The 15,698-nt window shown below is 60.6% G+C and carries 9 protein-coding genes; 6 read left to right on the top strand and 3 right to left on the bottom strand.

Annotation, left to right across the window (positions count from 1 at the left end; all coding sequences use genetic code 11):
• Positions 1-6: 6 nt before the first annotated feature.
• A complete protein-coding gene (locus LVJ94_14445; protein WXB08432.1) occupies positions 7-1,701 on the bottom strand; it encodes a type VI secretion system baseplate subunit TssF in 1,695 nt (564 codons plus the stop codon).
• Between the two features lie 133 nt (positions 1,702-1,834).
• Entirely contained in the window at positions 1,835-3,523 is a 1,689-nt protein-coding gene (locus LVJ94_14440; protein WXB08431.1) for a serine/threonine protein kinase, read from the bottom strand.
• 255 nt (positions 3,524-3,778) lie between these two features.
• On the opposite strand from LVJ94_14440, the gene LVJ94_14435 reads away from it, so the two are divergent.
• Genes LVJ94_14435 through LVJ94_14425 form a run of 3 tightly spaced genes read left to right on the top strand, consistent with a single transcriptional unit; the run spans position 3,779 to position 8,124 of the window.
• Positions 3,779-4,636, top strand: a complete 858-nt coding sequence (locus LVJ94_14435) for a DUF4280 domain-containing protein (GenBank protein ID WXB08430.1) — start codon at positions 3,779-3,781, stop codon at positions 4,634-4,636.
• A gap of 9 nt (positions 4,637-4,645) precedes the next feature.
• Complete coding sequence (locus LVJ94_14430) at positions 4,646-6,187, top strand: hypothetical protein (GenBank protein ID WXB08429.1); 1,542 nt, start codon at positions 4,646-4,648, stop codon at positions 6,185-6,187.
• Entirely contained in the window at positions 6,184-8,124 is a 1,941-nt protein-coding gene (locus LVJ94_14425; GenBank protein WXB08428.1) for a hypothetical protein, read from the top strand. The genes LVJ94_14430 and LVJ94_14425 overlap by 4 nt, the downstream gene beginning before the upstream one ends.
• Before the next feature lie 259 nt (positions 8,125-8,383).
• On the opposite strand, the gene LVJ94_14420 is transcribed toward LVJ94_14425, so the two are convergent.
• The gene (locus LVJ94_14420) at positions 8,384-8,938 is read right to left on the bottom strand and encodes a hypothetical protein (GenBank protein WXB08427.1); all 555 of its coding nucleotides are present in this window, start codon (positions 8,936-8,938) and stop codon (positions 8,384-8,386) included.
• A gap of 117 nt (positions 8,939-9,055) precedes the next feature.
• Here LVJ94_14420 and LVJ94_14415 point away from each other — a divergent pair, with 117 nt between their 5' ends.
• The 3 genes from LVJ94_14415 (at position 9,056) to LVJ94_14405 (ending at position 15,331) form a co-directional block, all read left to right on the top strand.
• Positions 9,056-11,665 (top strand): phage baseplate assembly protein V, encoded by a 2,610-nt coding sequence (locus tag LVJ94_14415; protein ID WXB08426.1) that lies wholly within the window; start codon positions 9,056-9,058, stop codon positions 11,663-11,665.
• The gene (locus tag LVJ94_14410; GenBank protein WXB08425.1) at positions 11,589-13,211 is read left to right on the top strand and encodes a Het-C domain-containing protein; all 1,623 of its coding nucleotides are present in this window, start codon (positions 11,589-11,591) and stop codon (positions 13,209-13,211) included. Before LVJ94_14415 ends, LVJ94_14410 begins: the two co-directional genes overlap by 77 nt.
• Positions 13,212-14,233: 1,022 nt before the next feature.
• Positions 14,234-15,331 carry a hypothetical protein gene (locus LVJ94_14405; GenBank protein ID WXB08424.1) on the top strand — a complete coding sequence of 366 codons (1,098 nt, stop codon included), beginning with the start codon at positions 14,234-14,236 and terminating at the stop codon, positions 15,329-15,331.
• Positions 15,332-15,698: the final 367 nt, after the last annotated feature.

The raw sequence follows: 15,698 nt of genomic DNA, 5'->3' as shown, positions 1-15,698 counted from the left end.
CGCCAATTACCCGAGAGGCGCCGCATGGCGCTCGCCCTCGCGGGCATCGTCGTTCGTAAAGTCTTTCGTGGGATGGGTGGCGCTCCGCTCGAGCGTGAGCCGCGCAAATCGCAGACGGTTCTGCCTCTCGGCGAGCGCGCGCGCGAGGATCTCGCGAAGAAGCCACGCTTCGCCAACACTGGACGCGTCGTCGACCGTCAGATGGACGTGATCGCCCTGTTCCCATTCCGCGCCAGGGAGCATGCGTGATTCGCGCTCGTGGTGCATCTCGAGAACCTCGGGCAGGCGAATGCGCTGTTGCCTCGGGTTCGGCGGCGCATGCAGGCGCACGAACTCGCGCAAATGAGCCGGCTCGGCGAATCGGTGCGGCGACATACGCGCGAAGGCGTTCATGCGCATGGCGAGCCCTTGCAGGACGGCGCGGTGCGATGGCGTTACCCGCGTGATGTTGCGTCCCCCGATGTCGCCAAGGCCGAGCGACTCCGTCTGGAGGCCATCGCTCGCAAGGACCTCTCCGAGCACCAGCGGTGCCGGTGCGGCCACGCGAAAGCCTTGCCGAGCCCCGAACGTGAGTCGCATTTCGGTGCGCGATTCATCGCGCGCCATCGTCTGCTTGAGCAAATAGTAATGGCTATCGGCCGCAAACGTCAGTGGCCGATCCGGTGCTTCCAGGGAGATAACGTCGAATCGCCCCCGCGCGGATTCGGCATAAATGGACCGCACATGGAGAACCTCGGCATGGGGTCGCTGCGCAACACGCAACTCCCATTCCGGCCCTCGCTCTGCGCGAAGGGGCTCGATCGGCGCGATGTATTCGTTCGTCGCGGGAGCGCAGAAAAGGCGCAGATTCTCGCGACGGAGGCTCGACGCGGCCTCCACGACGCGCGCGAGGGGTAGCGTAAGCTCGATGCGCGTGGTCTTGCGGGAGCGCACCGGCGTGAGGTCGATTTCGAAGAAGGAGAAGCTCTCCGGAAATGCGCACAGATCCGCCAACAAGGTGCTCGAAACGAATCGTCCCTGCGGCGCCGAAAGGAGCGATGGTTCTTCGGTATCGATCCGCACCCAACGCAACGAGCCCGCCGGAAGGCGGCTATGGGAAACGTTGCCCTCCGCATCGAAGGCGTCCACCTCGATGCCGTCGGCCACGCGCAACGCGTGAATCACGTCGAGGGACGTGCGCATGCCCCGGCCATCGACGTCGTCGCCGGGGTGCACGAAAAAGCGAACACGCTCCGGCAGCACACCCCCGAGCACGATCCCCTCACGCCCCACCAGGGTGATGCGCAGCACCTGCAGCTTCGCGTGAATGCGCTCCATTCGCGCGTCGGCCATCTCGTAGGGCGTGGGCGTGATGCGCCACATCACGCGAAAGGGCATCTCGAGCGTCCCCGCGCGTCCTCGGAACACGGTTCCTTGTAGATCCCCCGCGTGCGAGCGATCCGCGGGCAACTCGAGAATGGTCGACGACGGCCGCGGGCGGAGGCACCCGGGCAGCGCCTGGGCGACGAGCGCGCGAAGCATGCCTTGATGGTCGTCGTGCCGCTGCTCATCGATGGACGCCAGGGCAAATGCCACCCACTGCGCGAAGGAGCGGAGCTCGTCGCTCGCCAGGAGCGGCTCCAGGCGCGGATAACGCCGCGCGAGCCCCTGGAAGCCTCGTTCCGTCTCGTTCAGGGCTGCCTCGATGAGCTGGCGAAACATCGTCCTTTCCTTCTTGGGTGCCGCCGACGATAGCACCCCGCGCGCTCGAGAGGCACGCGGCGCGCACTTCGCCGAATCCCTCTCAAAGCCCGCTTCCCACGTTCAGGGCGCGCGCTCGCCCTTTCTTCGGCGGTCAAGGTTTTGCCAACGCTGGAACCTTCGCCGCATCGGCGATGACCGTTCGCGATGACGCGCTCGCCGCGGGCGGATTGGCCGTTGCGCTCGTAGCGGCAGACGGCGCCGCTGCGGAGGGCACGACCGCCGACGACTCCGCAGCGACCGCCGGCATGGCGGGAGAAGGCGCGGGCGCGCGCGCCGTACCATAGCGATAGGCGAACATGCCGGCGCCCACCAAGAGCAGCACACCGAGCATGCTTCCAAGCCCCGCGATCGCCAGCACACGTTTCTGTGGCCCCGGCGCGGACGGCGGCGCGGATGCTTGCTCCAACACGGCGACCGCCGCTGCCTCGTGGGCGACGTGCTGCCTCTCCAACGCCGGATCCATCGTGCGCGACATCGACGACGGCGTGTGGTTCGCATGGGGGAGCGAAGCTGTCGGCGGCGGTGGAAAGGGCACGGTCATCGACGGGGCGATGGGCTCGGACCGAGCGCTCTTGGCCGGCAGCTTGGAGCTCTCCGCGTGCCTCGCGCGATCCGCAGCCCGCATCGCGGCGCGCTCCGGCGGCGCCAGGGTCGGCGGAGGACCTGGCTGCGAATTGACCTCCGTGGGCAGGCTTCCAAGGGGGAGACGGCGACCTGCATCGGGCCTCGTGCGCGACACACCTGCGGCCGAACCCGCCGAAAGCCCCTCGACGATCATGGAGGTAATCTGGTTCGACTCGTCTTCGATCGTCGCATCGACGTACGCCTCACCGTCGCGCCCGCGCGCACTACGTTCAGCGCGCGCGCACGCCGCGGCCATCGTCGAGGCGTCGGGCCGCTCGTTGGGCGAGTGGGAAAGGCACCGTGCAACCTGGAGAGCCAGTGCCCGCTCCGCCTCGCCGTACTCGGAGAGGAACTCGGTGAACATCGGCGCGATGGGAGGGGCATTCGTCACGAGCAAACGAAGCGCGTCGCCTCCCAGGTGCGAGAAGGCGCCCTTGCCCGTGATCATGAGGAAAATGAGCAGGCCCACCGCGAACATGTCGGTTGCAGGCGATGGCGGAGCGATGCCAAGCAACTGCTCGCGCGGGATCCACCCGGGCGTTCCCACAGGGCTACCTTCGCAGGTGAGCATCGTCTCACCCGGCGTGAGCACCTTGCCCACGCCGAAGTCCGTGATGTACGCCCGAAGCTGGGCCCCCGGTTCGAGCATGATGTTCTGCGGCTTGATATCGCGGTGAAGGACATCGTGCTCGTGCGCGAACGCGAGCCCCGCGCAGACGTCACGCGCGATCTGGCACGCGGTCGAGAACTTCACCCGCCCATGCTTTTCCAAGTAGTTCGCGAGCGTGAGCCCCGAAAACAGATCCATCAACGCGATGGGCCGCCCATCGGCCATCAAGTGGCAATCGAGGATCGTGACGAGCCGGTCACGCCCATCGTGAAAACTTCGCGGATCCCGCAGTCGCACCCCGATCTGCGCTTCCATACGAAAACGCGCCTCGTACGCCTGCCATGGGCGCGGCAGCCCCTCCGAATCCGTCGGCTTGATCGTCTTGAGCGCGACTTTCTTCTCGAGGTACAGGTCCGTCGCCTCGTACACCTCGCCCATACCACCATGGCCGCGCGGGCGATCGATGCGGTACCGGTCGACGAGCACCTCCCCCGCTTTGAACTCGTAGTCGTACGGCACGCGGCCCATGAAGCTTTCCCGGGCCACGACGTTACAGGAGAAAGGGACGTGGTCGAAGCCCCGGTGCGGCTGAGTCATTCGGAGGAGCAGGCGGGCTTTCGAAGGAGACCGGCGCATGGGAACATCGTCGCGACGTCGAGAAAATATCCGGGGGAGGTGACCTTCACCTTCCCACCTTCCAGCACCCGGTTCGGCACTCTCTAACATTTGGCACCCGCAGTTTGCTGCACCCCAGCTGTTTGGCGAAAATGGAAGCATGAATGACGCTATCGGAGGGTACACGTGAAGCTCTTGGTCGACGGTGCGCAGCTCCAGTGCACACATGGCTCCAAGAATTCGGAACTCGCCGTCCCTCCCACGAATGTTGGCCTCGTCGGTCAGGCAACCATCGCGACAATTGCCGATTTCGCCCCAGTGACCAACATCGCCGCGTTTGGCACATGCAGTGCTACCGGAGGAGCATGCGTGCCTGCAACCTCACGGTGGTTTGGTGAGAGTGCGGCGTTCGAGATCAACGGTGTCCCTGCTTTGACCGAGCAATCATTCTGTGCATGTACGGCAGGCGGAACGATTCGGCCCGTTGCGGCAGGGCAAGATCTCCTGGAGGTCACGGCGCTTGGACGAGGAGGAACCACCGCAGGAGGCCCCGACAAATCCGAGGCATCTTCGAACAACCCCAAGGAGAAGAAAAAGCCGCATGAGCGTTCGCCAGCCGCCCAGCCGGAAATTGAAACGTTCATGTACCAATTGAGGCTGCACGACGAGCGCCATGAACCTTGTGCCGCTGTCGGTTATCGGCTCGAGCTCGAATCTGGGGAAATCATCCAAGGCACCACGGACGGCGCTGGGCTCATTCAGCAGCAGCTTCCGAAACGCCGTCAGAGTATCCGGGTCGTTTACGCCCCCCGCGACCCGAAGTTCGAAATCGTACGCGATGTCGTCGTCGTTCCTGAACTGACGAGTGGGGCCGATTATCTCGCCCAGCTGCGCAACATGGGATTCGACGAAAGCGACGAGCATCGTACGATCCTCTCCTTCCAGGCCGCTCACCCCGACCTCGCCCTGACCGGGGCGCTCGACGAAAAGACCCGAACCGCCATTCGCGAGATGAACGATGGCCAACTCAAACGAGGGGCATAGAGATCGACGATGCCTGGACCTGCTCCTTTAACGGCGGTCGCGCCGCGCAAGCTTTACTATGCCCTCGTGGATGGCTCGCCCGCCATCGACAGCGCAGTTTTCGGCGCACAGCTGGAAAAACACCGCGGATGGCGAAACCTGCTCAAGGACTTTCTGTCCGTAGCGATGGACGATCCTCTAAGGCTACATGACCCGCAGCATCCCTACTTGCCGATTTGCGTGTACGACCAGGACGGCACCCAAGTAGCCATCGTCTGCCCCGGCGGGCGCGAGGCAAAAGGACAAGATCCGTTCTGGCAAACATATCCCGGACGCAATCCGAAAACGGGTGCTCCAGATCCAACCGGCCAGCGATCCTGGCCATGGCGCAAGGATACCCGCGGTCGCCATACGGCTGCGGAAGAGAGCGCGCTATATATGAATCAGTTTATCCTGCAACCGCAGGTCGAGCTTATCTTCGGCGGCGCAGGCGGGACTCAGATGATCGGGCAGTTGCCGGACGGAAGCCCGACACCTGGCGGATCCGTCTTCGCGGCCGATCTCTTGTATGTAAGTTCTCACGGGTGGCTCGGCGGATTTGCCGCCGGTTTCACGATCTCGAGTTGGCTCGGGGCCAATCCTCAGGAAGCACAAGGCACCTTCACTGCGAGCCGTTATTTCTCCGTTGGCAAATACGCGGATGCGGGTCACGGCTTTGCTGGGCCACAGTGGATCGTCTTGGCTCAATGTTCCACGGTGAATAGCGCGACCTGGCCCCTGTGGGCGCGGGTTCTTGCCAAGAGCAACCCCCGCGTTCGGGGAATCCTTGCGTACGAGGAAGCATCCCCGTTACCGCAGGTTGCGGCAGGAATTGCTCGACGATTCTTTACCAACCTTGACGCAAACCAGACCTTCTTAGACGCATGGAAAAACGCCAACGGCGGAAACAATTGGGCAGCCATCGTTCATAAGGATGCGATCCACGATCGCCTCGACGGCTGGCGGGCCTTCGCGCCACTTGCGGACGTTTCAACTTCTGCAACGGTTTCGAATTATCTAGGATTTCTTACGAGTCTACCGAACGGCGAGAGAATCCTCGATGTACCGCCTCCTTTCGAGCTGATTCTGGAGATTCTCACCACGGAAACAAATGGATGGCTGCGAGTGACGAGCGCAAACTTGGGCTGGACCACCGAGTATTGCTCGAACGTCGCGTGCCGACTCACGATTCGTGCCCCTCGAGGTGAGGTCATCAAAAAGGCAAAAATCCGCTGGGTACACATTCGTCCCACTCATGGCTACAAGCCGTCGATTGACGATCTCTTCGTCTTTGCACGTTTTCCAGCCGGCAACACATCAATACCCATTACAAAGGGCTCGAAAGACTTGGACGTTGACGTCCCCGGAAGTCCGTCGGAGGTACAGATCGACCTCCTTGCGCCGCCAAAGATCGCGAACAAGCATCTGGAGGCCCATCACTCGTATTTGTGGCCGCGCGTCGAACTGCAGACGAGTACTCGTACCTTGACGTACGATTTCAGGACCATCGGCCTTCTCTATTTCGAGCGGTGAAGATGACCTGGATCGTGACAAGCCCTCGTTGGGCCTTCCTGGTGTTGCTCACAGCAATGCTTTCCATCGGTTGCCGGAAGCCGTCCCCAACGCTTGCATCCTCTACATCCGCATCATCGCAAAAAGAAGCAACGGCCGCTGCGAGCAGCTCCGTGGCTCCGAAAACGACGGTCAACGCGGACCTGATTCACGCGGCAGCGTCACCCGCGCGTTGGCGCTTTGCGGAGCATCAATGGTACCCCGTCGCACGGCTCGAAGTGGACGCCAGGCATACGCTTTACGTCGGGGAGAAGGAACCAGAGAGTGGGCGGCGAACGCTGGATGAACACTTACCGGGAAGGGGCGTGAGCGACGTTCTTCTCGATGCTGAAGTTCTCATACCGAAGGCACTCGTCGGCGTGATCCGCGATACGAGGGGTCGTTTCGTCTTCGTCGCGGACGACGGTGAAGTCTATGTTTCACAAGATCCCTTGGGACCGCCCGAGGTGATACGCCCAGGACCGCTCGCGGGGACCACGAACGCAAAGTTGCTCGCAGTCGCAACGGGGCGACACGCGTTACTAGGCATTACACCCCAGGGCACCTTGGTGCGAAGTTTGGATTACGGCGCAAAGTGGAGACCAGTCGCGTACGACGGGTCGAAAGAACGGTGGGGCAAAGCGGTGTCCGTTGGGCTCGACGAACAGGGCAACGGGCTGCTCCTGCTGACCGATCACGTGTATGTTACACACGATGACGGTGCGACTTGGTTGGCAATCGCAACACCTCGAACCGACGCCAAGCATGTCTCACGAGATGGATCGGGCCGTGTATTTTTGGCAGATGACAATCCGGTCGCCTTTCTAGACGGGAATTCGTTGCGCGAGACCGACTTCCTTTTGGAGGACGATCCATTTAGGAACGTAGGGCCTGAATTCGAGGAAGACCGCCGCCGCAACTATGACCTATCGGAGTCGGCGCGCACGGTTCTCACGGGCGACCGCATCATAGAATTCGCCGCCGATACCGACGACAATCATGTCACTGTCGATTCATTCGTCTTGGGAACAACGACGGCCGCCCCGGTCATCAAGCCCGAGCTCGCAGGCTCTGTTCGATATGACGGCTCCCATCCCATGGCAGCCTACGAGCAGAATTTGATTTATCTGCGTCCTAGGGAAACCGGGACAGGCAACTGGACAACCGACATCCTTCGCAGTTCGGACTACGGCTCGACATGGCGCGTGGACGGTGCACGGAGCGGCGAGCCCCGCCATGGACTGGAGCTGAATGTCGCCCTCGGCCCCAAAGGATGGACCTACGTCGCGCCCCTAGACTCACGCGACACTTCGGATTCGGCCGCCACTCCGGAGTTTACTCAGTTCGTGTTCGACAAGGCGCATGGGCGGGTTTACGCGCTGGGTTCCGAAGCTGGCGAGGCCGGTATCTACGAGTCCGAGCTGACGGCCACCCATTTCACGCGAACGAAACTCCTCGCGGGCGCGATAAGGGCGAGCGCCACGCTCACCGTCGACCCGAGCGGAATGCTGCGGCTGCTCTCCGAAGAGTACGTGAACGACAGACAGCAGTGGGCACTCCGTCGTCGCGATGCGAATGGAACCATCTTGCCGATCCTCTACATTTTGCTTCCTTCCGGTCAGGCATCGCTTACGGGGTATCGAGGGCTTCTTCTTGGCAATCATGGTTGGGAGACCGCCGATGGCGGCGAAACTTGGGTTCGCGTTGGAGGAAATTCCTGGGGCCTGGGTGACATCCAGTGCACGGCTGCTGGGTGCCTGCTCGTGGGCGGCCTACAAGACCAAAACGGAGGCCGGTGGATTGCGCAGCGGCTCGGTTGGGACTTGCCCAGCATTCGCGGCAGCGAGGTCGTGCGAGCGTCCACGCGTCCTTTCCGCGCAGAGCACAACCGCAAGCGAGAAATGGCCGACGAGCGATGAAGGAACCATGTCCGAAGCTTCCGTTCAGGCGGTTCTCGTCGGCACGCCTGAAGCGTGTTGCAGCACCGATTGCTGTAGATTTGGCCTCCGGATGACCCGTCGGCACGATGCGCGTACCCCCGTTCGGAACCTCTCCGCCTCATCATCCTGTTCGCCCCCCTTCTTTCTCGCGACGACGCGAAAATTGACCAGAGTTAGGTAACCGATGCTGCCCCTGCCCTTCGACCCGGAAACCCTCATCGACGATGTCCTCGGTGGCCTAACCGACGGGAGTCCGGCGGACGACCCGTTCGAGCTCACGGCGGGACCGCTCGTGACGGGCCAACTCCGCGTGCTCGACTTCGAGGGGGCCGAGTACGTCAACGATCTCTACGCATACACCGTCACGTGCGTGAGCCGGCTTCCCATGGAGGTGCTCAACGCGGCGGCCGATGGCGAACCGGCGTGCCTCAGCATCAAGGGCACGGGCGAACACGAACCTCGACTCATCCAGGGTATCGTCGAGAGCATCGAGGCACTCGGCCCGCCGCCCGGCGATCGGGCCACGACCCGCAAACGCTACCGCATCACCATCGTGCCTAAGTTGTGGCTTCTCACCCAACGCCGGTCCATTCGCTACTTCCAATACCAAACGCCGAAACAGATCATCGAGAAGGTCCTCGCCGACATCAAAATCGCGCCGAACGAGTGCCATTGGCACATCAAGGAAGACGAGTATCCGGTGCTCCGATTCGTCTACCAGCGTGAGGAATCCGACTACGAATTTTTCCGTCGCGTACTCTCGGACGCAGGCATCTTTTTCTGCTTCGAGCATGCATCGGGAACTCTCGACAGCCTTCTACCCGGTGCCGGCGCGGTCGCGGGGGCGCTCGGCACGGTGGCAGATGTCGTTGGCGGTCCGGTGGGCGCGGCCGTGGAGGAGGCCGGTGCGATGGCCAAGATGCTCACGGCGCTCGTCTTCACCGACGAGTCGAGCCATCTACCCGCCGTACAAGACATGGCCCTAGCCAACGAGCTGGTGGGCGGCGCTCTGAAGGACCTCGCCACGAAGATCGGTGGCGACATGCTCGGAGACATGGTCGATGCGAATCCCGCTGGCGAAATCGTATTCGACGACGAAGCCGGCGGTGCGAGCGATCAAGAACGCATTCTCGAATTCGGCCTCAAGAAGCGGCTCCGCCCCAAACAGATCCGCATGATCGATCGCGATGTGGGTGCAACGAAAAACTGGGTGGGCGTCGCCAAGAAGGATCTCGCGACGCCATCGTACGATTTGGGCGCGGGGCTCTCGATTGGGTCCATCGGATCCATTGCGCGCGAGGGACCATCGCTCATCGCCCACGCTGGCTTCGACCTCGACATCGACTCGCCAACGATTGCGCCCTCGATGTTGCTTCAGCAGCTATACCAACTCGATCCGAATCTGCGCGGATATGGAGACAAGCAAAAGCGCGTCGATATCGAACTAGATCGTCTCCGCGTGCAACGCATCGAGGGGTCCGGACAGAGCACGTGCCGCCGCCTTGCTGCCGGCTATCGATTCCGACTCGCGGGTCATCCCGTTGGCACGCTGAACACCGAGTACACCGTCACCGCGGTAGTCAGCAAAGGCGTGGCCGACCCTGCATCCGCCGACGAGCATGTTTACCGAAACGCATTTCAATGTGTTCCGGTTCGAATTCGCCCGGTGCCTCCGCGAATGCCCCGACCAAAGCTCTCCGACGAACTCGCACGCGTCGTGGCTGTGCGCGGCGATCGGGTAACGTCGTACCTGGATACGAATGCGTACGGCTACGTGCACATTCGATTCGACTGGGAGGTCGTCGACGACCAGGGCGGTACTTACCGCGACCTCGCTTACGGCGAGGAGCACGACACCGCCGTCTGGGTTCCCGTCAGTCAGCCTTGGGCGGGTGACGGGTATGGGATGCAGTGTCTCCCACGCGAAGGGATGCGCGTTTGGGTCGGCTTCATCGAAGGGCAAGGCGAGAGGCCCTTCGTGAAGGGATGCTTCTACGACAAGGAGAACGAGCTCCCGTTCGCGCATGACACAGATCACCAGAAGGTCGGTCTCTTTTCACGCACCATCCCAGAAAACGGTGGTTGGAGCGAAATTTCGATTAGCGACCGCCAGGGCGATGAGCTGCTCCACCTGCGGGCGCAACGCGACTTCCACGCACACGTCCTTCACGATTCGCGCACACACGTGCGTGGGAATGCCGTTGAGCACGTAGAAGGCAATTCGAACATTCATATCGACAAGGACTTGGGCACAAGCATCGGCGGCGTCGAACGACGCGTCGTACAAGCCGATCGTCTGGATAATATCGCGGGCTTGCTAAGCACAACCGTCGGTCATTCCGCACAAGTGGACATCGGCGGTCGACTCCGCGAGACGATTGGCGAAGGTCATCAACAAACCGTTAAGGGGAGCACCCAGCTGGTGGTTGATGGCTACCGCTCGGCGGTCGTCGGCGATGACGACGTCGTCACGGTAGGGCGCGAGCACGTGATGACGGTAGGGAGCAAAGACAAACCTGGCAAGAGTGCGCTCTACGTGGTGGACGGCACCTACCGCCGCAGCGCCAAAAAGATCGTCCTCGAGGCCGAGGACATCATCATTCGCTCCAAGGGCGCAGAAGTGCACCTCAATACGGAAGGCCTCGTGCTCAGCGCTACTACCATCCAGGAGACTGCAGCGAAAGAGCTGAAACTGCGCGGGAAGGGTTCGTCGTTGAAACTTCACGAGCAAGCGGAGATCTTTTCGAAAGAAGTGAACGTTCACGGCAAAGACGCCCGTGTGCGTATCGCCGACAAAGTCCAAGTGCAGGCGGCGGATAGCTTTACCGAGCAGGCCGGCGTGAACGTCCTTCCTGCGCAGCTCGAGAGTCGCTACGCGCTCGAGCTCTTCGAGAAAGCAGCAGATCGCGTCCAGGAGAAGGAATTCGTGGCGTGGATGTCGACTGTCTATGGGTCGGACATACCAGTGGAGTCTTATAAGGCACTTCATCGCGACCTAACGGCAAAGAGTGTACAGAATGCTCGCATCATCCTTTCTTCCCCCGGCACGCTAGGTGGGGAGCGAGGGACCTACGACACCGAGACTCGAGAGGTCCGCATTTCCAAGGAGTTGCCACGTTCAGCCGAGAACGACGAGCATGCCGCAGCCATGCTGTTTCTGGTCCTTCTCCACGAATTCGGACACCACATCGATAACTTACTGCGTCGACACTACACGCAACCCCCGAACGGTGGTGACGCTCCAGGCGAGGAAGGAGCAAAATTCGCCTACTCGATCGCGGGAATGGATCAGCATGAGAGAGATCATGTCATCTTCGCTTTACATACGCGCGACGGACAGAGCGTACCACTGAAATTGAAATACGAAGAATTCCACCTCGCAGTAAAGAACTACGTCGAGAATCCGAACGCGCAGAACAAAGCCAAACGTGTTGAGGGATTCGGTGCAGCAACCGATACGGAAGATAGCGAGCAAGCTTGGCGAAGGCTCCGCTCACTTCTACACTCATCACAGTATTGAACTCGCCTTGCGGGAGGCGGACGTCAAGTTTTTTACAAATGGCGAACCGGTCATACGAAAAGACAGCTCTGGCAAGATGATGCGAACCTCAGACGGGAGACCGGTCGTAGAAACTACACCACGCGTTCTCGACTGGGTCTACTTCGGCAATTGGCTTCGAGACAACTCGCAGCTCTGCACTGCAGCCACATACTCGGTCGTTCGACGAGCAACTATCGGCCTCACCCCCGTAGCTGGCGCGACGATGGACCCAAGAAGTGTACTCACAGCTTACGTCGAGCACGACGCAAAAAAGAAATCCAAGAATGGCAAGTTTGATTTCTCGAAAATTCAGGTAGCTCCACTCCACAAAAGGGTCCTCGGAGTCTACCGTCCAGAGGAGCATGTTGACAATCCGAAAGGACTGAAGGACGACAGCAAAGTCGACCAGGATTTTCGCGGTACAGTTTTGGCACTGGAACACGACATCGACGCCGCCACTGGGCTAAAGAACTACATTGCCAACACTACATTGATTGCAAGTAACCGCGGCGACCGCAAGGAGCGCGGAACAACCGCCGAGTATATCGAAGAACAGCTACGCGACGCCGCTATCGCTGACGCGCCGAACCGTTATCGGTTGCTTGGACAAGCCCTCCACCCGCTGGAAGACCTGTATGCGCACAGCAATTTTATTGAGTTGATGCTCATCCGCCTCGGCCATGCCGACGTGTTTCCCTGGGTCGGCCCGAAGGCAAAAATCAAAGTCGCCAAAGATGAACGATACCCAATGGTCACAGGTGTATTTGGGCATCTTGACGAGATATACAGCCTACTCTCGGCTATGGGTGAGAGCCTGAATGCCCCGCTTGAGTGCAAAGGGGGCATGTTTACCAACCGCTCGATCACCGCGTTGGGTAGTTATGCCGGTTCTCTTGTACACGAAGGCATCATGCTCAGCAAAGGCGTATTAACGGAAAGCAAATTCGTCGATTTTGTTACGGAATCCGTCGGCATTGCTCAGGACTGGGTCAAGTGCAAGTTGGCGGCCGACCTTCGTGAGATATTGGGCACGGTAGGCAAGCTGGAAAAGGACTTCTTCAAGGATTTCGACAACAGCAGCATAACGGATCCAACACACAGTATGATTTCGAAGGACCATCCGGATAATCCACTACATACAGTCGCCGCCAAGTGCGCCAGAATCGCAATCAAGCACGTCGGAGCAGCGATGCGAGATGTGTGGAAAAATCAAAAACCAGTCGAGCACGCCATCAACGTTGCTAAGAGCTTCTTTGTTCACCCAAACGATCTAATTGATATCGGTAACGACCCGCGCAGCCTACTCGTGCTCGAGATCCTACATTTCGCCAAGACCAATCAAATGATCGTCAAATCTCTGGGACGCACGCAGTCACGAGAAAGGTTCGAGTCAACCGCTGAGCTTGAGCAGAAGAAGCTTTCACTGCGCTTGCACGAATGGAGCCCGCACGATGACGAAACGCAGCGTCGGATGATAGCAATGATTCCAGAACTCGCCCGACTCTCCCAGTCAGGAGCGGGATGATGCCCGCGCACCAGAACGTAAACGACTCTCCGATTGCGCCTGGTTCAGGCGGGAGTCGCCCCCGTGACGAAAAGCTTGCGGCAGCATCGCTCATCGGTGCGTCGGCAGCTCTCGTGCTCGGGTATCTAGCCTCCGTCTTTGGCGTACCGATTGGGCTAGCGTCGGTTGTCCTTGTGCTCCTAAGCCTTCTCTCGACAACCATCGGGATCGTCGCATTGGGTCGAATCAGACGCGCACCGGAAACTTACGGCGGCACGGTGAACGCTATCGCTGGAATCGCTCTCAGCATTGTCGTCTTAATCAGTCTATCTGCGATCTATGCAGCAATGCATGGCCTAATCAACTTGAATGCCCCGGGAATGAAGATCTTCTGCTCACCGGCTCAGCAATACGGTTCATTTATGACAATTTTCGTCGCTTAGACTCCATTCCTTGAGATCGACAGCGCGACCAAGCCCATTGCAACGGGCGTCGCGCCGCAAGCGTATGGACCTCGTGGGCTGGCCAGGACCGAAAGCGCTATGATTACTTCGCCTTGCCAACTCGGTCTCGTCCAAGGTGTAAAGGCCTTCTAAGGGAGAGCGAAGTATGGCTACGACGCTACTCGCAGATACAGTGCACCTGAGGGCACGATGAAAATGAACACGACCTGCGTGACGTGTGGCTCGCCTCTTCGACCCGAAGACGGGAACCGTGAGGTCTGTGCATCATGCCTCGCTCGTATACGTGCCGAGCAACGACACCTGCCACCATTTCCCGAGGCGATGCCTTTTGCTGCCGCGACAAGTACCGACACGCTCTGTACGAGGTGTGGTGCGCCTCTCCGCGCTCCGCCAGCATATTTTGGCATGTGTACGTCATGCGCGTTTCCCGCTACCGCACGAGCCGATGCTGAAGACTACGAAGCGGCCTGCGAGACGGCCGCACGCCTTCGGAAGGCTAGCCTCGTCTTGGGCGGCCTAGCGCTAGGGATGTCGGCACTCCAGATATTCGCCGTGAGCCGAGGGGCCGGCCTGAAATCCATGGCGATCTCGTGGCTAGGATTCGGATTTTTGCAAGCAACGCTCTTCATCGGCGCATGCGTCGCTTTCACACGTGCGAAGCGTCAGGCTACGGCTTTCCGATTCGCATTCCCGCACGTCGCCTCCACTCTCCTCCTCATCTTCGGAGCACTCGGGTTCGGTTTGACTGTCACGATCACGGCATTGATGACGATCGGTAGCATCATCGGAGGCGCGATTCCGCATGGGCGGCCGCTTCGCATCGGTCGACGGCAGATTACGTCCAATGTTCGAACTACCGGCGAGTGGGCATATGGCTTGCCGCCAGACACATCCAAACTGGATGACGCTACGAAGGAAGCCTTGACGGTGCTCTGGTTGCGTGACGCCAAAGCCGAGCATGCGAGCGTGCCGGCGTTCGCACGGGTAGCGTGGCAGCTCGCCGCCCTTGGAGCTCCCCCGGGTCTCATTGCACGGGCGCATCAGAGTGCACTGGACGAGATCCATCACGCGAAGCGTTCCTTTGCGCTAGCGAGCGGCTACGCGCGCAGGCCTTTTGGCCCGGGGCCAATGCCGGACCTAGCTGGTGGCATGGGCAAGCTGCCACGCGATCGCATGCAGGCCTTGATCGCCGTGGCAAACGAAACTTTGATCGACGGTGCTTTCCTCGAATCTTGTAACGCTGAACTTGCACGCGCAGCGTTGAGTGGCGCGCGCGACCCCGCGGTCTGGGAAATACTGGATTGCATTGCACGCGACGAAGCGGCACACGCAGCACTCGCGTGGGATATTCTATCGTTTTGCATCGATGGTGGCGACACGCCGGTCGTGCGCGCGCTTTGCCGAACGGCAAAGTCGATCGGATTGGCGCGGCCGGCCCCTTACGGGCCAGACGAGATCGGCCTCGTCAGGTCTGCCGATCCCGAGGCGCTTCGCATGCACGGGAGGCTCGATCCTGACACCTGGCTACGCGTCTATGCCGAATGCCGCAGCGCCGTCGTTTTACGACTCGAGCATCTGCTAACCACGCACAACACAAACAGCAACCGGCGCGCCATGAGTGAGGCTCAAGGTCGCTCGGATTCCCACTCGTCGCAACCGGGAACCTCGAGCGGGTAGTCTCTTAGGAAAGTCGCGGAATATTTCGAAATTGTTTGGTCCAAAGGAGTGAACCTATTCTATTTATATGTCATTCTCGAGGTGTTGAGCCGCTACGTTGTCGGCTGGATGGTGTCGCTCGCCGGTTGCGCGTTCGAGCCCCGACGTCATCGCGCCAAACGAGTATTGGGCCCTGGCGGCAAAGAGCGTGTGGTTGCAGTCGAGGTCCTCGAGAGCCGAAACGCCCGCGCGGAGTGGCCCGCTGGTAGACGGCGCCGGCGCGCGCAAGGAAAAGTTCGTGATGTTCACCTGAGCATGGGCACATGTTGCTTCGACCCCGCCCCCCACTTCCCGTCCGGGGAAAATCGACGCACCAATCGGCTTGGCT

It is taken from the genome of Sorangiineae bacterium MSr11367 (genome assembly GCA_037157805.1).
GTDB classification, from domain to species: domain Bacteria; phylum Myxococcota_A; class Polyangia; order Polyangiales; family Polyangiaceae; genus Pendulispora; species Pendulispora rubella.
Note: the sequence above shows the minus strand (reverse complement) of the source record. Positions and strands in the feature narration are given on the sequence as shown.

Coding starts and splice junctions, on each gene's coding strand:
- LVJ94_14415 (WXB08426.1), top strand. CDS start 9,056: ATGGCCAAGATGCTCACGGCGCTCGTCTTCACCGACGAGTCGAGCCAT.
- LVJ94_14430 (WXB08429.1), top strand. CDS start 4,646: ATGCCTGGACCTGCTCCTTTAACGGCGGTCGCGCCGCGCAAGCTTTAC.
- LVJ94_14445 (WXB08432.1), bottom strand. CDS start 1,701: ATGTTTCGCCAGCTCATCGAGGCAGCCCTGAACGAGACGGAACGAGGC.
- LVJ94_14405 (WXB08424.1), top strand. CDS start 14,234: ATGGCGATCTCGTGGCTAGGATTCGGATTTTTGCAAGCAACGCTCTTC.
- LVJ94_14420 (WXB08427.1), bottom strand. CDS start 8,938: ATGCTCGAAGCAGAAAAAGATGCCTGCGTCCGAGAGTACGCGACGGAA.